We start from the raw sequence: 17,923 nt of genomic DNA, 5'->3' as shown, positions 1-17,923 counted from the left end.
GCTCATCGGCCGGCCCCCGCGGGTTCATGACGTCAGTCCATCGCGGCGACCAGTTCCTGTCCTTCGTTCTCCTGCTCGTCCGGCCGCGCCTTGCCCGGCAGGTACAGGGCCGTGATCACGGCGCCGATCAGCGCCACGCCCGCGCCCCAGAAGGCGGTGACGTGCATGGCGTGCAGGAAGGCGTCGTCGGCCGGGCCGACCAGGAGCCTGCCCCGCGGGCCGAGCTTGTCGGCGATGCCGAGGGTGGCCTCGATGGAGTCGCCGGCCTTGCCGCGCAGGGCGGCGGGCAGCACGGTGAGCTTGTCCTCGATGCCGTTGCGGTAGGCGGTGGCAAGCACCGAGCCGAGGACGGCGATGCCGAGGGCGCCGCCGACCTGGCGGAAGGTGTTGCTCAGCGCGGAGGCGGAGCCGGCCTTCTCGCGCGGCAGCGCCTGCATGATGACGACGGAGGTCGGCGTCATGATGTGCGCCATGCCGGTGCCCATCAGGAAGAAGACGACCTCCAGCAGCCAGATCGGCGTGTCGGCGTCGAAGGTGGCGAAGGTCGCCAGGGTACCGGCGATCACCACCAGGCCGGCGGTCGTCGTGGCCTTGTTGCCGAACCGCTGGACCACCAGGCGGGCGCGCGGTGCGAAGATCATCTGCGCGGCGGCCAGCGGCAGCATCAGCAGGCCGGACTGGAGCGGCGAGTAGCCCCGCACGCTCTGGGTGTAGAAGACCGAGAAGAAGGTGACGCCCATCAGCGCGAAGAAGACCAGCGCGATGGCGGCCATGGCGCTGGAGAACACCTTGTTCTTGAAGTAGGTCACGTCCAGCGACGGGTGGTCGCTGCGCTTCTCGAACACCACGAACGCGGCGAGTACGACGATGCCCGCGCCGATCGTCGCGAGCACGGTCGGGTCGGTGAAGTCGGCCAGCTGGCCGCCCTTGATGATGCCGTAGACCAGCAGGACGAGGCCGACGACGGACAGGACGACGCCGACCGGGTCGAGGCGGCCGGGGTTCGGGTCGCGGGAGTCGGGCACGAGCCAGATCATCAGCACCAGCGCGATGATCACGATCGGCACGTTGACGAAGAAGACCGAGCCCCACCAGAAGTGATCGAGGAGGGCGCCGCCGGTGATCGGGCCGATGGCGATGGCGAGGCCGACGCCGCCGGCCCAGATGCCGATGGCCTTCGGCTGCTCCTCGCGCTCGAAGACGTTCATCAGGACGGCGAGCGTGGCCGGCATGACGAACGCGGCACCGAGGGCCATCAGCGCGCGGTAGGCGATCAGCTGGCCCGGCGAGCCGGACTCGGCGGCGAGGGCGGAGCCGATGCCGAAGACGGCGATGCCGCCCAGCAGCACCTTCTTGCGGCCGAGCCGGTCACCGATCAGACCGGAGGTGAACAGCAGGCCCGCGAAGACGAGGGTGTACGCGTTGATCGCCCACTCGATCTGGCTCTGCGTGGCGCCCAGGCCGACGGGGGCCGGGGTGGAGATGGTCTTGATGGCGACGTTCAGGATCGAGTTGTCGAGCACCACGATGAGCAGGCTCAACATCAACACGCCGAGGATCGCCCAACGGCGGCGGTGCACCGCCTCGGGTATGCGAGAGGCAGGGACGGAAGTTGTCATGTGTTCGAGCGTAGAGGCATTCCGATACGGAACCGTCTCGTATCGGAATCTCTTTGCCGATAACTTACCCGTTCGGGGGATTGACATTGCCCGGAAACGGAGGGACGGGTTCGGTGCCGGGGAGGAACACGGGACCCCCTCTGGCCCTGGATGGCACGAGGTGCCACCATGGGAGCGATCCGGGGACGCCGTCAGGGCGCCTCGAGATGACGTGAAGGAGCCGTTGCCATGACGCAGCTTTCGGCTGCCCAGAACAAGCCCTCCGACGGCAGCAAGACGCTGTACGGAGGGAAGGGCACACGCCGCATCACGGTCCGCGACATCGCCCTCGCCAAGGAGCGCGGCGAGAAGTGGCCCATGCTCACCGCCTACGACGCGATGACCGCGTCCGTCTTCGACGAGGCCGGCATCCCGGTCCTGCTGGTCGGCGACTCGGCGGGCAACTGCCACCTCGGCTACGACACGACGGTGCCCGTCACCCTGGACGAGATGACGGTGCTCTCGTCGGCGGTCGTCCGGGGCACCAGCCGCGCCCTGATCGTCGCCGACCTGCCCTTCGGCACGTACCAGGAGGGCGCGGTGCAGGCGCTGCGCTCGGCCACCCGGCTGGTGAAGGAGGCCGGAGTCGGCGCGGTCAAGCTGGAGGGCGGCCAGCGCTCGCACGAACAGATCCGGCTGCTGGTCGAGGCCGGCATCCCGGTCATGGCCCACATCGGGCTGACCCCGCAGTCCGTCAACGCGATGGGCTACCGCGTCCAGGGGCGCGGCGAGGAGGCGGCCGCGCGGCTGCTCCAGGACGCCAAGGCGGTCCAGGACGCGGGCGCGTTCGCGGTCGTGCTCGAACTGGTCCCGGCCGAGCTCGCCGCCGAGGTGACGCGCTCGCTCCAGATCCCCACGGTCGGCATCGGCGCCGGTCCCGACACCGACGCGCAGGTCCTGGTGTGGACGGACATGCTGGGCCTGACCTCCGGGCGCGTGCCCAAGTTCGTCAAGAAGTACGCCGATCTGCGCGAGGTGATGGGCACCGCGGCGAAGTCCTTCGCCCAGGACGTGGTCGGCGGTTCCTTCCCCGCGGAGGAGCACTCCGTCCACTGACCGTGCCCTGAGCGGCCCGGCCCCGGACCACCGCGGCACCACCCGGCAGCCCCGTCGGTCGTCCCCCGTCGGCGGGGCTGCCCCCGTGCCGGATATCGTGAGGCCCGGTGGATGTCCGGGGGGATGTCCGCTGTGATGTCCGGTGGATCACCTGGGGGGAAGATGACCGCGCCGCGCCATGCGCCGGACGAGCCGCGCGAACCGGACGGCGGGAACGGCAGTCTGACGGCGGCCGACGTGAACGGCAGTCTGACGGCGGCCGACGTGAACGGCAGTCTGACGGCGGCCGACGTGAACGGCAGTCTGACGGCGGCCGACGTGAACGGCCGGCTGGTAGCGGCGGTGCTGGCCGGGGACGCCCGCGCGGTGGCGGACTGCCTGGCCGACGGCGCCGATCCGAATACGCCGGGGCCCGACGGGCTCCCGCTGCTGTGCACCGCCGTGCGCGGGTTCGACCACGCGAGCGCCGAGGCGCTGACGGACGGCGGCGCCGACCCGGACGTCGTCCTGCCGGACGGGACGACACCGCTCCTGCGGGCCGTCGACCTCGGTTCCCCGGCACTGGTCGGCGCCACGCTCGGCACGGACCCGCGGCTGCGGATCGCCGGGAGCGAGCGGCAGCGGCTGCTCGATCTCGCCCGGCACTGGCACGAGACGGGTGCGGTCGGGGAACTGCGCCGCCGCACAGGGGACTTGGGCCCGGTCACCCGGCGGATGGTCGAGGAGGAGTACACGGACATCGAGGAGCTGACGCTCGGCGGGCTCACTGTCCGGGCGGGCCACAGCGGTGTACTCAGCGATCTGGAGCTGGCGTTCGGCGTGCTGCCGCCGGTGGCCGAGCTGGTGGCGCGGGCCGTGCCGTACCCGGACGCGCTCCACGCCAACTGGTCCGCCGCGTCCCACGCTCTCGCCCGCCGCGAGGACCCGCGGGACTGGTCGGAGGTGGCGGCCCTGCGCCGGCACCCCGATCCTGTCCACCGCCGGCTGCTCGCGAGCGTCCTGTGGTCCCGGCGCTTTCTGGCGGACCACTTCAGCCTCCCGGACACCGCGGGTGACGCCGAGTTCCTGGCCCAATGGGCGCTGGACGAGCCGGACGGCGAGGTGCTCGCCGCCGTCCTGGACGTCTACGCGGACGACGACCATCCCGGCCGGGAGGCCATCGGGCTGCGCCATGCCGGTCATCCCGATCCGCGGGTGCGCCGCGTGGTGCCGTACTGCCTGCCGCCGACCGGGCCCGCCGGGACCGTCCTGCTCGGTCTGGCGCGGGACCCCGACCCCGAAGTCCGGCGTGTCGTCGCCGAGGTCCTCGGCCGCTCCCGCGAGCCGGCGGCGGCGGTCCGGGAGAGCCTGCTCGCCCTGTTCCGGGACCCCGATCACGCCGTCCGGGTGCAGGCCGCCGCCTCCCTGGCCGGCTCCCGCGACCGGACGGCCGCGGTCATGGAGGCGCTCGTCGCCCTGCTGGACGAGGAGGACCAGAGCCTGCGCCTTGAGGCGGCCTACGCCCTCGCCGTCCGGGACGACCCGCGCACCGACGCGGCGTACGAGCGGGTGGGTCCGCTCGGGCCCGGCTTCGAGGAGGACCACCGGGTGTCCGCGCACTGGCACTACCGGTTCCGCAACCGGCCCGGCGGAAGCTGAGGAGAGCGCCGCGGGCCGCTGCCGGAACCGCCCGCCTCAGCGGCGCTCCGCCACGGCAACACGACCCGAGGCCAGGGACGTTCGGCTCCGGGACGGGGTGCCCAGGGAGCGGGAGACGGTGAGGAGGTCGTCGTCGGAGGTCACGCGCAGGCCGTACGCGCCGAGCAGGACGGCCATCCGCGCCGGCTGCCACAGGGAGAGCCAGGGCTCGCCCGCGGTGACGGAGTCGCCGAGCAGCCGGGCCAGCAGGCGGCCCGCGGCGGCCTTCAGGGACGGGGTCTGGTAGTTGACGACGAGGGTGCTGCCGGGGGCCGTCCGGGCGGTGAGGGCGGTCAGGGTGGCGCGCACCTGGTCGCGGGTCAGATAGGGGACGACGCCCTCCCACAGCCAGGTCGTCGGCGCCGAGGGGTCGTGTCCGGCGGCGTCCAGCGCGGCGCCGAGATCACCGGTGGCGAAGTCGACGGGGGTGAACCGTACGGACCGGGCGGTGGCCGGCAGGCCGGGGCCCGCCTCCGCGAGGCGGGCGCGCTTGTCCCGCTGGGAGGCCGGATGGTCGGCCTCCCAGACATCCGTCCGCGCCAGCTCCGGCAGCCGCCACGCACGGGTGTCGAGACCGGCGCCCAGGATCACCAGCTGGCCGGCCGGGTGGGCGCGCAGCGCCTCGTCGATCGCGACCGTCCGCGCCACCACCACCTCCGCGCACGCCCGCACGCCCTCGTACGCCATGCGCGCCTGCCGGCCCCGCGGCGGGGCGCCCGCGCGCACCTCGTCCACCGGCGCCCGCTCCCCGGCCCGCAGCAGCCGTACCGCCACCGGATCGGCGAACCGGCCCACCGCCGCCCTGCCGTCGGCGGCCGCCCGCCCCTGGCAGACCAGCACCGCCGTACGGCTCGCCGCCCGCTCGTTCTCGCTCATGCGGCCGATTCAACACCACCCGCGCCGCCCCGGTGCGGGGCTGTCGGCGCTCTGTCGGCTCGCTGTCGGCGGTTTGTCGGTGGGGCCTGGCACTGTCGGGGGCATGACGCGAATCGATGAGAACCCCGGCGGCGTACGCAACGCCGTGACTGTGCGGGGACTGGTCAAGCACTACGGCGAGACCAAGGCGCTGGACGGCGTCGACCTGGATGTGCGCGAGGGCACCGTGATGGGCGTGCTCGGGCCGAACGGCGCCGGCAAGACCACGCTGGTGCGGATCCTGTCGACCCTGATCACCCCGGACGCCGGACAGGCGACGGTGGCCGGGTACGACGTGCTGCGGCAGCCCCGGCAGCTGCGCAAGGTGATAGGCCTGACCGGCCAGTACGCCTCCGTGGACGAGAAGCTCCCCGGCTGGGAGAACCTGTACATGATCGGCCGGCTGCTGGACCTGTCCCGCAAGGACGCCCGCAGCCGCGCCGACGAGCTGCTGGAGCGGTTCTCCCTGACGGAGGCCGCCAAGCGCCCGGCGAGCACCTACTCCGGCGGTATGCGCCGCCGGCTGGACCTCGCCGCCTCGATGATCGGCCGCCCGGCCGTGCTGTACCTGGACGAGCCGACCACCGGCCTCGACCCCCGCACCCGCAACGAGGTGTGGGAGGAGGTCCAGGCGATGGTGGGCGAAGGCGTGACCGTGCTGCTCACCACCCAGTACATGGAGGAGGCCGAGCAACTGGCCTCGGAGCTGACCGTGGTGGACCGCGGCAAGGTGATCGCGACCGGCGGCATCGAGGAGCTGAAGGCGCGGGTCGGCGGCCGTACCCTGCGCGTGCGCCCCGCGGACCCGCTGGAGCTGCGCCCGCTCGCCTCGATGCTGGACGAGCTGGGCATCACCGGCCTCGCCGCCACCACCGTGGACGGTGAGACCGGCACCCTGCTGGTGCCGATCCTCAGCGACGAGCAGCTGACCGCGGTGGTCGGCGCGGTCACCGCGCGCGGCATCACCCTCTCCTCCATCACCACCGAACTGCCCAGCCTGGACGAGGTGTTCCTCTCCCTCACCGGCCACCGCGCCGGCGACACCCAGGACCCCGAGCCCGCCGACGCCCGCCAGGAGGTCGCCGTATGAGCGCCGTCACCACCGCCACCGCCACCGCCACCACCACCGACGTCCGCATCCCGCTGCGCGGGCACCTGCGGCACACCGGCGCGCTCATCCGGCGCAACCTGCTGTGGATCCGGCAGGACCCGGAGTCGATGTTCGACGCGCTGCTGATGCCGATCGTCTTCACGCTGCTGTTCGTGTACGTCTTCGGCGGCTCGATCGGGCAGGCGCTCGGCGGCGGCCAGGAGAGATACGTCCAGTACGTCATTCCGGGCATGCTGGCGATGATGAGCATGACCCTGTCCCAGGGCGTCGGCACCGGCTTCAGCCAGGACTTCAACAGCGGTGTGATGGACCGGTTCCGGTCGCTGCCGATCGGGCGCGGCTCGGTGCTGTTCGCGAAGATCGCGGTCGAGCTGGGCCGGATGCTGTTCGCGACCGCCATCTTGATGGTCGTCGCCGTGCTGGTCGGTTTCCACATCACCAGCTGGCCGGGGCTGTTCGCGACCGTGGGTCTGTCGGCGCTGTTCGCCTCCTCGATCATGTGGGTGTTCCTCACCCTCGGCGTGATCCTCAAGAGCGCGCAGTCCGTGCAGGGCGTGGGCTTCCTGGTGCTGTTCCCGCTCCAGTTCGGCTCCTCGATCTTCGCGCCGACCTCGTCGATGCCGGGCTGGCTGCGGGCCTTCACCGACTACAACCCGCTGTCCACGCTCGCCGACGCGGCCCGCGGCCTGATGACCGGCGGCCCGGTGACGCACGATCTGTGGGTGACCGTGGGCTGGTCGGTGGCGATCACCGCGGTGATGGCGCCGGTCGCGATCCACAAGTTCCGCACCAAGAGCTGACGTTCACACCGGTCTCACAGCAGGGCGGTGGCCTCCGCGAGGGAGAGGCCACCGCCTTCGGCGTACGCCCGCTCGTACGACTCCTCGTCCAGCGCCTCCCGGATCCGGCCCTCGGTGATGGCGCGGCCCCGGCGCTCCACACCGGAGAGGACATGGCCGGCGGGCAGCAGCCGGTCGGCGGCGGCCAGTATCCGGGCGGCGTCCGCGGCGCGGGCGCCGGAGTCGGTGCGGGCGAGCGCCATGGCGCCCACGGTGAGGGCGGTGGAGGACAGTTGGGGGATGACGGCCTCGGCGAGCGGGTCGGTCGCGTGCCCGAGTGCCGTGCGGATCTTCTCCAGCGCCTCCTCGTCGCGGTCGTCCATCGCGTCCACCCATGCCTCCTGGCAGAGCAGCAGCGCGTCGAAGACGACGAAGTTGGAGATCCTGAACTCCTCGCGCAGCAGCTGAAGTTGTTCCCGCGCCTCCGCGGTGCGCCCGGTCAGGCCCAGCCAGCAGGCCAGGAAGAGCCGGGCGGCGGGCATCGCCTCGGTGTGCGTGGCGTGCTGGCTCTCCACGACCTCCCGCAGCATCCGCTCACCCTCCTCCGGCTCGCCCGACTCCATGAGGACACTGCCGAGGCGGGCGCCGAGCACGGCGGTCTGGGCGCGGGCGCCGAGGCGTTCGGCGTGCTCGATGGCCGCCCGGTAGTCGGCGGCGGCCGCGTCGTACAGGCCCTTGCGCTCATGGGCCTCGCCGCGCGCGGACAGCGCCTCGGCGGTGCCCCAGTCGTCGCCGAGGCGGCGGTAGATGGCGAGCGCCTCGTCGGCGTCGCGGGTGGCGTCACCGGCCCAGGCGGTGCGGTTGGCGAGGAAGTTGGCGCGCATCTGGAGGGCACCGGCCAGCTCCCACTCGAAGCCGGGGGCGTTGCGGCAGGTCTGCACGTTGGCGTCGGCGATCGTCCGGATCCGCTCCGCCCCGCCCGTGAGCATCACGGCGAAGAACCACACCATGCCGGGCGACCAGCAGGTCTGCGGCAGTCCCGGCTCGTAGACCTGGGCGACGATGCGCAGCTTGGCCTGCGCCTCGGGGGTCTGCCAGGCGTCCAACTCGGTGTCCATGCAGGCGATATGGGCGAGGTGGACACCGCGCCGGGCCTCTTCGAGGACTTCGCCGGTGTAGGGCGGCGGGGTCTCGGTGCAGCGCTGCCACACCGGCTCGGCGCGGCGCAGCGGTTCGGTGAACGGGTCCGGTCCGAGCGCCATCACCTCACGGCACCAGGTGCGGGTCTCCAGGCGCTGGTCCCGCATCTGCCAGAACCACAGCAGGGACAGCACCAGGCACAGCCCCTCCTGTTCGTCGCGCGCGGCGACGGCGTGCCGCAGGGCGGTGCGCAGGTTCTCGTACTCCAGCTGGAAGCGTTCGATCGCGGCGCGCTGCCGGGGGCCGCGCAGCAACGGGTCGGTGGTGCGGGCGAGTTCGCGGTAGTACGTCAGATGGGCGCGCTCGGCCCCGGCGCGGTGACCGTTCTCCGCGAGCCGCTCGGCGGCGTACTCGGCGACGGTCTCCAGGAGCCGGTAGCGCATGGTGCCGTCGGCCGAAGGGGCGGCCACCACCAGGGACTTGTCGACCAGGGAGCCGACGGCGTCCAGGGCGGCGGGCCCGCACACGGCCTCGGCGGCGGCCAGGTCGCAGCCGCCCGCGAAGACGGACAGCCGGGCGAGCACCTCGCGTTCGCCGGCGTCCAGCAGGTCCCAGGACCAGTCCACGACGGCGCGCAGGGTCTGCTGGCGGGGCAGCACGGTGCGGCTGCCGGAGGTGAGCAGCCGGAACCGGTCGTCGAGACGGTCCGCGATCTGTCGGGGCGTCAGCATCCGCAGCCGGGCCGCCGCCAGTTCGATGGCGAGGGGCAGTCCGTCGAGGCGGCGGCAGATCTCGGCGCACGCCGCCGGATCGTCCGCGACCCGGAAGCCGGGCCGGGCCGCCGCGCCGCGCTCGGCGAACAGCCGCAGCGCGACGGGTTCCGGCAGCGGCTCCACCGGGCGCACCAACTCCCCCGGCACGCCGAGGGGTTCGCGGCTGGTGGCGAGGACGGTCAGCTCGGGGCAGCGGGCCAGCAGCCGTTCGGCGAGCCGGGCGGCGGCGTCGATGACGTGCTCGCAGTTGTCGAGGATGATCAGCATCCGGCGCCGGGCGCAGTGCTCCACCAGCCGGTCCAGCGGTTCGTGCCCGTCGACCACCGCGCGCATGGACTCGGCACCGGCGCCGTGCAGCACGGTCTCGCGGGCGCCGATCGCGGTGAGGACGGCCTGGGGTACGGCCTCCGGGTCGTCCACGGGGGCGAGTTCGGCGAGCCACACCCCGTCGCGCACGGAGTGCCGTACCGCCGCCGCGGCCTCCTGGGAGAGCCGGGTCTTGCCCGCGCCGCCGGGCCCGAGCAGGGTCACGAGGCGGGCGGTCGCGAGGTCGGCGCCCAGGGCCGCGAGGTCGGCTTCGCGGCCGACGAAGGAGGTGAGGCGGGCGGGGAGGTTGCCCTGGGCGGGCCCGTCGGGGGCGTGGGAGCGGGCGGGCGGGTGGAGCGGGGCGGGGGCGGGGAGCGGGCCGGGGGCGGGGGACGTGTCGGACGACCGGGACCGGTCGGGCGTGTGCAACTGGTAGGGCGTGTGGTGACGGTCGGGGGCGTGATGCCGGCCGGGCGTGTGGGACTGATCGGGCGTGTGGTGCCGGTCGGTGGGGGTACGTGGGCCGGGGTGGAGATCCTGGACGACATCACCGGGCCGGCCGCCGGTCGGCGCGCCGGTGCCGCCGCGGGCGCCGGACCCGTCACGCCGGCCGCTCCAACCGCCCCGCGCCGCACCCGGATCGCGTCCGGACCCGCCGTCCGCGCCCAGCAACTCCGCGTGCAGGGCGCGCAGTTCGGCGCCCGGATCGGAGCCGAGGCGGTCGGCGAGGAGGCGTCGTACGTCCTCGTACCCGGCGAGTGCCTGGGCCGGGCGGCCGAGGTCGCGCAGGGCGCGCAGCCGCAGCGCCTGGAGGGGTTCGTCCAGGGGGTGGGCGTCGCACAGGGCGGTCAGTTCCGGCAGGGCGCTCTCGGCCTGCCCGAGGGCGAGGGCCGCGGCGTGCCGGGCGCGCTGGGCGTCGAGGCGGCGCGTCTCCCAGCGGGCGGCCTCGGCGGTGCGGTCGGGCAGGTCGGCGAGGGCCTGGCCGTGCCACAGCGCGAGGGCGTCGTCCAGCAGTCCGGCGGCCTTGGCGGGGTCGCCCTCGGCGAGGGCGGCGAGGCCGTCGCCGGTCAGCCGGTCGAAGCGGGTGAGGTCGATGTCGTCGGCGGTGGCGGCGAGCCGGTACCCGCCGTCGGCGGAGGCGACGGCGTCCGCGCCGAGCGCGCGGCGCAGCCGGCCCACGAGCGCCTGGAGCGCGCCGGCGGCGTCGGCGGGCGGTTCCCCGCCCCACACCTCGTCCACCAGCACGCCCACCGGCACGGTCCGCCCGGCCCGCAGCGCCAGCACGGTGAGCAGCGCACGCAGCCGCGCTCCGCCGACCGGGACGGCCGTACCGTCGGGGCGGAGCGCCTGTGTGGGGCCGAGAAGGCGATAGCGCACGGGGTCCATTGTCTCCGGAGGCTCGGGAAGCGGTCAGGGGGTGGTCACCGGAGGCGATCGGCGCATCCGGCGGGGTCACCGGGGCGGCGGGCGCTCCCGGCGGGGTCACCGGAGGCGGCGTCCGCTTCCGGCGGGGGTCATCGGGCGCGGCGGGCGCTCCCGGTGATGTCCAGGGTGACGAGGACGCCCACGGTACGACGGATGCGGACCGGGCCGTCCGCCGCGCCGGGGGTGGTCTCCTCGAACCACCTCGGGCAGGTGTCGGCGGACTCCATTGTCACGGACCCGGCAACCGGGTCGAGGCGGCACCCCGCGGACCGGAGGACCAGCCCCGGCCCGGACTCCGGCTCGGCCCCTGGCGCCGGCCCCGGCCCCGGTCCCGGCGCGGGCCCAGGCGCGGGAGCGGCGGGGTGAGGGGTGTGGTCCAGGCGCACGAGTTCGATCGCGCGGACCCGGCCCACGGACCGCTCGTCGGGCCTGCCGTGGTTCTCCACCCATGCCTCGGCGCCGTAACCCGCACCGCTGCGCCGGTCCTTCCCGTCGTAGGGGACCAGCGCCCAGGTCACCTCGTCGCCCACCGCGAACGGCTCCCCGCAGCAGCCCAGCTGCCAGTCCGCGTAGAACACCCTCTTCCGTGGCATTCACCCACTCTCCAGGAACCGGACGGCGCGTGCGAGACGTTTTCCGCGTGTCGGCCGGGACCGCCCCGCCGACCCGATCCGCCCAGTTGTCCACCGCCCGTCCACCCAGCGCCCGTACGGTCGTGCGTACATCCGTCCCCCAGCTCAGGAGCCGCCCATGACCACCGCCACCACCCGACGTCCCGGCGACCGCGGGATCAGCCCGGTGTTCATCGGGATCCTGGCCGTCGCCGCCGTGGCCGGCTGGGCCACCTGGACCGGGTACGCGGCGCGGCCGGGCATCGCGGTGTTCCTGTTCGTGACCGCCGCCTGGGTCGTCTCGCTGTGCCTGCACGAATACGCGCACGCGCGCACCGCCCTGCACAGCGGCGACATCACGATCGGCGCGAAGGGCTATCTCACGCTGAACCCGCTGAAGTACACGCACGCGCTGCTGAGCATCGTGCTGCCGGTGCTGTTCGTGATCATGGGCGGGATCGGCCTGCCGGGCGGTGCGGTGTTCATCGAGCGCGGCCGGATCCGGGGCCGGGCGCGGCTGAGCCTGATCTCGGCGGCGGGCCCGCTGACGAACGCGCTGTTCGCGGCGGTGTGCACCGCGCCGTTCTGGCTGCACGCGCTCGACGGGGTGCCGATGGCCTTCCGCTTCGCGCTGGCGTTCCTCGCGCTGCTCCAGGTGACGGCGGCGCTCCTGAACCTCCTGCCGGTGCCGGGCCTGGACGGGTACGGCGTGCTGGAGCCCTGGCTGCCGTACGGCGTGAAGCGGCAGGTGGAGGCGTTCCCGATGTTCGGGCTGCTGATCGTGTTCGCGCTGCTGTGGATCCCGTCGCTGAACAGCGCGTTCTTCGGCGTGATCGACGACATCCTGCGCGGGCTCGGGGTGGAGACGGCCTACTCGGACTGCGGGTACTGGCTCTACCGCTTCTGGAGCGGCACCCCGGCGGTGTGCGCGGTCAGTTCGTGACCGGCTCCTGGCTCGCGGCGGCGCGGGCGCGCTTGACGTAGTACCAGGTCATGTTGGACGACAGGCCGGCCAGCAGCACCCAGACGATCCCCAGCCAGCTGCCCTGCACGAAGGAGACCACGGCCGCGGCCAGCGAGAGGACGCAGACGACGAGGGTGTAGAGGGCGATGCGGGGCATGACGGGTGGCTCCTGTCGGGGGACACTGCTACGGCGAACAGTGTCCCCCATGGCCATGGCCGGCTCACAGGAAGGTCGGCCCGCGCGTGCCGGACGAACGGCTCACACGTCGGTGAGCCGGAGTCCCGCGTGCGCCTTGTAGCGGCGGTTGACCGAGATCAGGTTGGCGACCAGGGACTCGACCTGGTGGGCGTTGCGCAGCCGCCCCGCGAAGATGCCGCGCATGCCGGGGATGCGGCCGGCCAGCGCCTGGACGATCTCCACGTCGGCGCGCTCCTCGCCGAGCACCATGACGTCGGTGTCGATCTGCTCGATCTCCGGGTCCTGGAGCAGCACGGCGGACAGGTGGTGGAAGGCGGCGGTGACCCGCGAGTCCGGGAGCAGCGCGGCGGCCTGCTCGGCGGCGCTGCCCTCCTCGGGCTTGAGCGCGTAGGCGCCCTTCTTGTCGAAGCCGAGCGGGTTGACGCAGTCCACGACGAGCTTGCCGGCCAGGTCGGCGGCGAGCGACTTCAGCGTGTCGCCGTGCCCGTCCCACGGTACGGCGACGATCACGATGTCGCTGCGGCGCGCGGCCTCGGCATTGTCGGCGCCCTCGACACCGTGCCCGAGTTCGTCCGCGGCGGCGCGGGCGCGGTCGGCGGACCGGGAGCCGATGATCACCTTCTGGCCGGCCCTGGCGAGCCGGTAGGCGAGGCCCTTGCCCTGCGGTCCGGTACCGCCGAGCACGCCGACGACGTACCCGGAGACATCGGGCAGATCCCAGGGGTCCTTGGCGGGGGCCTTCTGTGCGCTGTCGGTAGAGGTCATGGGGCGACTCTACGTCGCCGGACACGGACCGCGGCCGGGGATGAGCGGGGTGCGGGCGGGGCAGGCAGGGAAAAAAGAGATTGCTCTGGTGCTCCCCTCGTCCGAGCATGCTCAGGATGACCTCCGCGCTGCTTCCCGATCTCGCTCCCTGGCGGGCCTCCGCCGACTTCCGACGGCTGTGGAAGTCCGGGCTGATCAGCAACTTCGGCAGTTTCCTGACCCTCGTCGCGCTGCCCGTCCAGCTGAAGGACCTCACGCACTCCACGGCGGCCGTCGGGGCGATCGGCGCGGTGGAGCTGCTGCCGCTGATCGTGTGCGGTTTGTACGGCGGCGCGCTCGCCGACGCACTGGAGAAGCGGGGCCTGATCATATGGACGGAGGCCGGCCAGGGCCTGCTCAGCGCGGTGCTGCTGCTCAACGCCCTGCTGCCGAGCCCCGCCGGCTGGCCGCTGTACGCCGTCGCCGCGCTCTCCTCCGGGCTCGGCGCGGTGCAGCGCCCGGCCCTGGAGTCGCTGTGGCCGAGGATCGTCGCCCATGACGACATGCCCGCCGCGGCCTCGCTGAACTCGCTGCGCTGGACGGTGGGCGGCGTCGCCGGCCCGGCGCTCGCGGGCGTGGTCGTGGCCTACGCGGGCCTGGCCTGGGCGTACGCCGCCGATGTGCTGACCTTCGCCGTCTCGCTGGCGTACCTCGCGCGGATCGCGGTCTCCCCCGCCGCCCACGAGGCCGCGAAGCCGTCGCTGCGGGCGATCGCGGAGGGCGCCCGGTACGCGTGGCGCCGCAAGGAACTCCTCGGCACGTACGTCGTGGACATCGCGGCGATGACCCTGGCGATGCCGCTCGCGGTGCTGCCGTTCCTCGCCGACGAGCTGGGCGCCGACTGGGCGCTCGGGCTGATGTACGCGAGCATCCCGGCGGGGTCGCTGCTGGTGAGCCTGGTCAGCGGCTGGGCCTCGCGGGTGCACCGGCACGGCCTGATGGTGGTGCTGGCGGCGGCCGGCTGGGGCCTGTCGATCGCGGCGGTGGGGCTGACCCAAAACGTCTGGCTGGTGCTGCTCCTGCTCGCCGTCGGCGGCGGGTTCGACATGGTCAGCGGCATCTTCCGGTCCGCCATGTGGAACCAGACGATCCCCGACGAGCTGCGCGGCCGGCTCGCCGGGATCGAACTGCTGTCCTACTCCGTGGGGCCTCAGCTGGGCCAGGTCCGCGCGGGCGGCCTCGCCGCGTGGACGGGGCTGCGCACGTCCATCGCGTGCGGCGGCCTGGCCTGCGCGGGCGTGGTGGGGCTGCTCGCGCTGTGCCTGCCGGGCCTCATGGCCTATGACGCGCGGACGAACGAGCACGCGGTGCGGATGCGGGAGCGCCGCGCCGAGGCCGCCGCCGCGAGGGCCTGATCACTTCCCGCCCGAGCCACCGGAGCCCCCCGAGTCACCGGAGCCCCCGGCGTCACCGGAGTCCGTCCTGGAGGCGTCGTGCCACCGCGGGTCGTTCTCCCACTCCAGATTGCGCTCGGCCGCCAGCTCCATCGCGTGCCGGGCCTCCTCGGGTGAGGCGTACGGCCCGAACCGGTCCTTGCCCGGACAGTCGGGCCCTTCCTCGACCTTCTTGTGCTCCAGGCAGTAGTACCACTCGCCCGGCTTGCCCACGGTGCGCTTCTTGAACAGGGCCATGGACCGCTCCTCTCGCCGACCACCGACATGTTCCCCCATGTCCGCGTGGATAGACTCCCTGACATGTCTGGCCAGTCGCTGCTCGTACCGGGGGAACAGTCCCCCATCCGTTCCGTTCCGGGGAACATCCGTCGCCCCGAGTACGTCGGCAAGCCCGCGCCGACGCCGTACACCGGGCCCGAGGTGCAGACCCCGGAGACCGTCGAGGCGATGCGGGTCGCCGGGCGGATCGCCGCGCGGGCGATGGAGGAGGCCGCGAAGATCATCGCGCCCGGCGTCACCACGGACCAGCTGGACAAGGTGGCCCATGAGTACATGTGCGACCACGGCGCCTACCCGTCCACGCTCGGCTACCGCGGTTTCCCCAAGTCCCTGTGCACCTCGGTCAACGAGGTCATCTGCCACGGCATCCCGGACTCGACGGTCCTCAGGGACGGCGACATCGTCAACCTGGACGTGACCGCCTACATCGGCGGGGTGCACGGCGACAACAACGCCACGTACCTGGTCGGGGACGTGGACGAGGAGTCGCGGCTGCTGGTGGAGCGCACCCGCGAGGCCCTCGACCGGGCGATCAGGGCCGTCAAGCCGGGCCGGCAGATCAACATCATCGGCCGGGTCATCGAGTCGTACGCCAAGCGGTTCGGCTACGGCGTGGTGCGGGACTTCACCGGGCACGGCATCAACTCGTCGTTCCACTCCGGGCTGATCATCCCGCACTACGACAGCCCGCACGCGACCACGGTGATGCGGCCGGGCATGACCTTCACCATCGAGCCGATGCTGACGCTGGGCACGCACGAGTACGACATGTGGGACGACGGCTGGACGGTCGTGACGAAGGACCGCAAGCGGACCGCGCAGTTCGAGCACACGCTGGTGGTCACGGACGACGGCGCGGAGATCCTGACGCTGCCCTGAGCGCCGCCCATCGACGGAAACCCGCCCCTGCGAGGGCGGGTTTTCTCTTGTACGATTTTACCGACACAGTGTCGGCAAAGGTGCCGACATGAAGTCGGCAAGGTTATTGACTTAGGTAAGGCTTACCTTAGAGGATGTGGGTCATGGACTCCTTCTCGCGCCTCATCCGCACCGCGTCCCACGAACAGCACACGGAGGCGGAAACCTCGACGTTCATGAGCGATCTGCTCGGCGGCCGGCTCGGTGTGGACGCCTACGCCCGCTACACCGAACAGCTGTGGTTCGTGTACGAGGCGCTGGAGAGCGCGGCCGGGCGGCTGGCCGGGGACCCGGTGGCGGGTCCGTTCGTCCGGCCGGAACTGCTGCGGCTGGCCGCCCTGGAGCAGGACCTGGCACATCTGCGGGGCCCGGACTGGCGGGCGGGCCTGAGCGCCCTGCCCGCGACCCGCGAGTACGCCGACCGGGTGCGGGAGTGCGCCGCGCGGTGGCCCGGCGGTTATGTCGCCCACCACTACACCCGGTACCTGGGCGACCTGTCGGGCGGTCAGATCATCCGTGACCGGGCGGAGAAGACCTGGGGCTTCGCCCGCAAGGGCGACGGCGTGCGCTTCTACGTCTTCGAAGAGATCGCCAACCCGGCCGCGTTCAAGCGCGAGTACCGGGAGCTGCTGGACCGGATACCGGCGGACGACCTGGAGAAGCAGCGCGTCGTGGCCGAGTGCAAGCGGGCGTTCGCCCTGAACACGGCCGTCTTCCGGGCGCTGGGCGAGGAGTTCGCGCTCTCCGCCTGACCCCGCGGCCCGCGGCCGGGTCAGCGCTCCAGGAAGACCCGGCCGCCCAGTTCCACCCAGCCCGCCGGCTGCGGCGCGGTGAGGAGCTGGGAGCCCTTGCCCTGGGTGATGTTGAGGGCGCGGCCCAGCCGGGCGGTGAGCTGGATCGCGGCCGCACCCGTGGCCTCGTCCTCCTCGACACCGTCGCCGCGACCGGGAAAGCCGCGCGCCCGGATCCGCCCGGCCGCCTCGTCCTCCCACGCCCACGCGTACAACCACTCGCCGGGTGCGGGCACTTGGAGCGCGTCGACCTCCGCCGGGGTGGCGTACTGGCGCAGGGTGCGCGGCTCGGGCCACTCCGGGCGGGCCTCGATCCAGCAGAACTCGCCGTCCTGCCGGGCGCCCACCGCACCGGCGGGTACGACGAGTTCGGGCACGTCCAGCAGCCAGGCGGCGCCGACGCACGGGTATCCGGCGAACGGCAGCCGGGAGGAGGGCGTGTAGATGTCGATCACGCCGCGCTCGGGGTCGTCCACGAACACGGTCTCGCTGAACCCGAGTTTGCCGGCGAGCGCCTGCCGGTCGGCGCGCTCGGGCAGCCTGGAGCCGTCGCGGACGACGCCGAGCTCATTGCCGTAGCCGCCGTTCGGTGCGCAGAAGACGCGCAGTACGTCGTAGTCGGTCACCAGGGAATTGAAACACCGCGCGCGCCGCGAGCGCGTCCCGGACGGGGGCGCCGCCGGGCAGGGGCCAGGTGGGGAGTCCCGCGGGCTCGTCAGGCAGCCCGGCCAGGAGGTCGCCGTACCCCTGGTCGATAGGTGCGGGGACAACGGTGAGCCGCGCCGCACGCTGCCGGTGGGCCGCCCTCGGCGAGCGCGGCGACCGCGCGGTCATGGCCGTCGAGGATCAGCCAGCCGTCGGGGAAGGGCACCCACCACAGCAGGACGGGCGCGAGCGTGCCCGCGCGGGCGTGCTTGCGGTACGCCTTCACCCTGGGCCGCGTCCGGCGCGGACAGCTGCCGCAGCGGCACGACGCCGTGCCAGCCGCCGCCGCAGTACAGTCCGATGCTCCCGCCGGGCCACTCGCGCACCAGGTCCTCGGTCCGGGCGCCGGGCTGGAAGCGGGTGCGCAGGGCCGGTTCCCAGCGGCCGTCGGCGAGCGGGGTGCCGGGCGGCGGTCGGG

General features: G+C 73.2%; 16 protein-coding genes. 8 read left to right on the top strand and 8 right to left on the bottom strand.

The window, feature by feature from the left end:
• Positions 1-32: 32 nt before the first annotated feature.
• Positions 33-1,619 (bottom strand): MFS transporter, encoded by a 1,587-nt coding sequence (locus AC069R_RS06520; RefSeq protein WP_478765061.1) that lies wholly within the window; start codon positions 1,617-1,619, stop codon positions 33-35.
• Between the two features lie 228 nt (positions 1,620-1,847).
• Here AC069R_RS06520 and panB point away from each other — a divergent pair, with 228 nt between their 5' ends.
• A complete protein-coding gene (gene panB, locus AC069R_RS06515; protein WP_478765059.1) occupies positions 1,848-2,714 on the top strand; it encodes a 3-methyl-2-oxobutanoate hydroxymethyltransferase in 867 nt (288 codons plus the stop codon).
• A gap of 162 nt (positions 2,715-2,876) precedes the next feature.
• On the top strand, positions 2,877-4,352 hold the full coding sequence (locus tag AC069R_RS06510) for a HEAT repeat domain-containing protein (protein WP_478765057.1): 1,476 nt from the start codon (positions 2,877-2,879) through the stop codon (positions 4,350-4,352).
• Positions 4,353-4,388: 36 nt separating this feature from the next.
• Here AC069R_RS06510 and AC069R_RS06505 read toward each other — a convergent pair whose 3' ends face one another.
• On the bottom strand, positions 4,389-5,267 hold the full coding sequence (locus tag AC069R_RS06505; protein ID WP_478765055.1) for a class I SAM-dependent methyltransferase: 879 nt from the start codon (positions 5,265-5,267) through the stop codon (positions 4,389-4,391).
• Positions 5,268-5,370: 103 nt separating this feature from the next.
• Between AC069R_RS06505 and AC069R_RS06500 the strand changes: the two genes are divergently transcribed.
• Both AC069R_RS06500 and AC069R_RS06495 read left to right on the top strand, forming a co-directional pair.
• The gene (locus AC069R_RS06500; RefSeq protein ID WP_478765052.1) at positions 5,371-6,396 is read left to right on the top strand and encodes an ATP-binding cassette domain-containing protein; all 1,026 of its coding nucleotides are present in this window, start codon (positions 5,371-5,373) and stop codon (positions 6,394-6,396) included.
• The gene (locus AC069R_RS06495) at positions 6,393-7,217 is read left to right on the top strand and encodes an ABC transporter permease (protein WP_478765050.1); all 825 of its coding nucleotides are present in this window, start codon (positions 6,393-6,395) and stop codon (positions 7,215-7,217) included. The genes AC069R_RS06500 and AC069R_RS06495 overlap by 4 nt, the downstream gene beginning before the upstream one ends.
• A gap of 14 nt (positions 7,218-7,231) precedes the next feature.
• Here AC069R_RS06495 and AC069R_RS06490 read toward each other — a convergent pair whose 3' ends face one another.
• Together AC069R_RS06490 and AC069R_RS06485 are read right to left on the bottom strand one after the other, a co-directional pair.
• Entirely contained in the window at positions 7,232-10,801 is a 3,570-nt protein-coding gene (locus AC069R_RS06490) for an AfsR/SARP family transcriptional regulator (protein WP_478765048.1), read from the bottom strand.
• 128 nt (positions 10,802-10,929) lie between these two features.
• A complete protein-coding gene (locus AC069R_RS06485) occupies positions 10,930-11,433 on the bottom strand; it encodes a DUF6578 domain-containing protein (RefSeq protein WP_478765046.1) in 504 nt (167 codons plus the stop codon).
• A gap of 157 nt (positions 11,434-11,590) precedes the next feature.
• On the opposite strand from AC069R_RS06485, the gene AC069R_RS06480 reads away from it, so the two are divergent.
• On the top strand, positions 11,591-12,394 hold the full coding sequence (locus AC069R_RS06480) for a site-2 protease family protein (RefSeq protein WP_478765044.1): 804 nt from the start codon (positions 11,591-11,593) through the stop codon (positions 12,392-12,394).
• On the opposite strand, the gene AC069R_RS06475 is transcribed toward AC069R_RS06480, so the two are convergent.
• Together AC069R_RS06475 and npdG are read right to left on the bottom strand one after the other, a co-directional pair.
• The gene (locus AC069R_RS06475; RefSeq protein ID WP_478765042.1) at positions 12,384-12,623 is read right to left on the bottom strand and encodes a hypothetical protein; all 240 of its coding nucleotides are present in this window, start codon (positions 12,621-12,623) and stop codon (positions 12,384-12,386) included. The two genes, AC069R_RS06480 and AC069R_RS06475, sit on opposite strands and share 11 nt — an antisense overlap.
• Before the next feature lie 51 nt (positions 12,624-12,674).
• Complete coding sequence (gene npdG, locus AC069R_RS06470; protein WP_397986225.1) at positions 12,675-13,379, bottom strand: NADPH-dependent F420 reductase; 705 nt, start codon at positions 13,377-13,379, stop codon at positions 12,675-12,677.
• A 116-nt stretch (positions 13,380-13,495) separates the two neighbouring features.
• On the opposite strand from npdG, the gene AC069R_RS06465 reads away from it, so the two are divergent.
• Complete coding sequence (locus AC069R_RS06465) at positions 13,496-14,773, top strand: MFS transporter (protein WP_478765040.1); 1,278 nt, start codon at positions 13,496-13,498, stop codon at positions 14,771-14,773.
• Here the strand turns inward: AC069R_RS06465 and AC069R_RS06460 are convergent, their stop codons facing one another.
• Positions 14,774-15,049, bottom strand: a complete 276-nt coding sequence (locus AC069R_RS06460) for a hypothetical protein (protein WP_478765039.1) — start codon at positions 15,047-15,049, stop codon at positions 14,774-14,776.
• 63 nt (positions 15,050-15,112) lie between these two features.
• Here AC069R_RS06460 and map point away from each other — a divergent pair, with 63 nt between their 5' ends.
• Both map and AC069R_RS06450 read left to right on the top strand, forming a co-directional pair.
• Positions 15,113-15,970, top strand: a complete 858-nt coding sequence (map, locus tag AC069R_RS06455) for a type I methionyl aminopeptidase (RefSeq protein ID WP_478765037.1) — start codon at positions 15,113-15,115, stop codon at positions 15,968-15,970.
• A 143-nt stretch (positions 15,971-16,113) separates the two neighbouring features.
• Positions 16,114-16,761 (top strand): biliverdin-producing heme oxygenase, encoded by a 648-nt coding sequence (locus AC069R_RS06450; RefSeq protein ID WP_478765035.1) that lies wholly within the window; start codon positions 16,114-16,116, stop codon positions 16,759-16,761.
• Positions 16,762-16,781: 20 nt separating this feature from the next.
• Here the strand turns inward: AC069R_RS06450 and AC069R_RS06445 are convergent, their stop codons facing one another.
• Entirely contained in the window at positions 16,782-17,426 is a 645-nt protein-coding gene (locus AC069R_RS06445; protein WP_478765034.1) for a PhzF family phenazine biosynthesis protein, read from the bottom strand.
• Positions 17,427-17,923: the final 497 nt, after the last annotated feature.

The organism is Streptomyces sp. NPDC043952, assembly GCF_056435325.1.
The sequence above is the reverse complement of the archived record's forward strand: the minus strand, read 5'-3'. Positions and strand labels throughout refer to the sequence as shown.

Excerpts from the sequence above, each read along its gene's own strand:
- AC069R_RS06520 (WP_478765061.1), bottom strand. The coding sequence starts at position 1,619 with ATGACAACTTCCGTCCCTGCCTCTCGCATACCCGAGGCGGTGCACCGC.
- panB (WP_478765059.1), top strand. The coding sequence starts at position 1,848 with ATGACGCAGCTTTCGGCTGCCCAGAACAAGCCCTCCGACGGCAGCAAG.
- AC069R_RS06510 (WP_478765057.1), top strand. The coding sequence starts at position 2,877 with ATGACCGCGCCGCGCCATGCGCCGGACGAGCCGCGCGAACCGGACGGC.
- AC069R_RS06505 (WP_478765055.1), bottom strand. The coding sequence starts at position 5,267 with ATGAGCGAGAACGAGCGGGCGGCGAGCCGTACGGCGGTGCTGGTCTGC.
- AC069R_RS06500 (WP_478765052.1), top strand. The coding sequence starts at position 5,371 with ATGACGCGAATCGATGAGAACCCCGGCGGCGTACGCAACGCCGTGACT.
- AC069R_RS06495 (WP_478765050.1), top strand. The coding sequence starts at position 6,393 with ATGAGCGCCGTCACCACCGCCACCGCCACCGCCACCACCACCGACGTC.
- AC069R_RS06490 (WP_478765048.1), bottom strand. The coding sequence starts at position 10,801 with ATGGACCCCGTGCGCTATCGCCTTCTCGGCCCCACACAGGCGCTCCGC.
- AC069R_RS06485 (WP_478765046.1), bottom strand. The coding sequence starts at position 11,433 with ATGCCACGGAAGAGGGTGTTCTACGCGGACTGGCAGCTGGGCTGCTGC.
- AC069R_RS06480 (WP_478765044.1), top strand. The coding sequence starts at position 11,591 with ATGACCACCGCCACCACCCGACGTCCCGGCGACCGCGGGATCAGCCCG.
- AC069R_RS06475 (WP_478765042.1), bottom strand. The coding sequence starts at position 12,623 with ATGGGGGACACTGTTCGCCGTAGCAGTGTCCCCCGACAGGAGCCACCC.
- npdG (WP_397986225.1), bottom strand. The coding sequence starts at position 13,379 with ATGACCTCTACCGACAGCGCACAGAAGGCCCCCGCCAAGGACCCCTGG.
- AC069R_RS06465 (WP_478765040.1), top strand. The coding sequence starts at position 13,496 with ATGACCTCCGCGCTGCTTCCCGATCTCGCTCCCTGGCGGGCCTCCGCC.
- AC069R_RS06460 (WP_478765039.1), bottom strand. The coding sequence starts at position 15,049 with ATGGCCCTGTTCAAGAAGCGCACCGTGGGCAAGCCGGGCGAGTGGTAC.
- map (WP_478765037.1), top strand. The coding sequence starts at position 15,113 with ATGTCTGGCCAGTCGCTGCTCGTACCGGGGGAACAGTCCCCCATCCGT.
- AC069R_RS06450 (WP_478765035.1), top strand. The coding sequence starts at position 16,114 with ATGGACTCCTTCTCGCGCCTCATCCGCACCGCGTCCCACGAACAGCAC.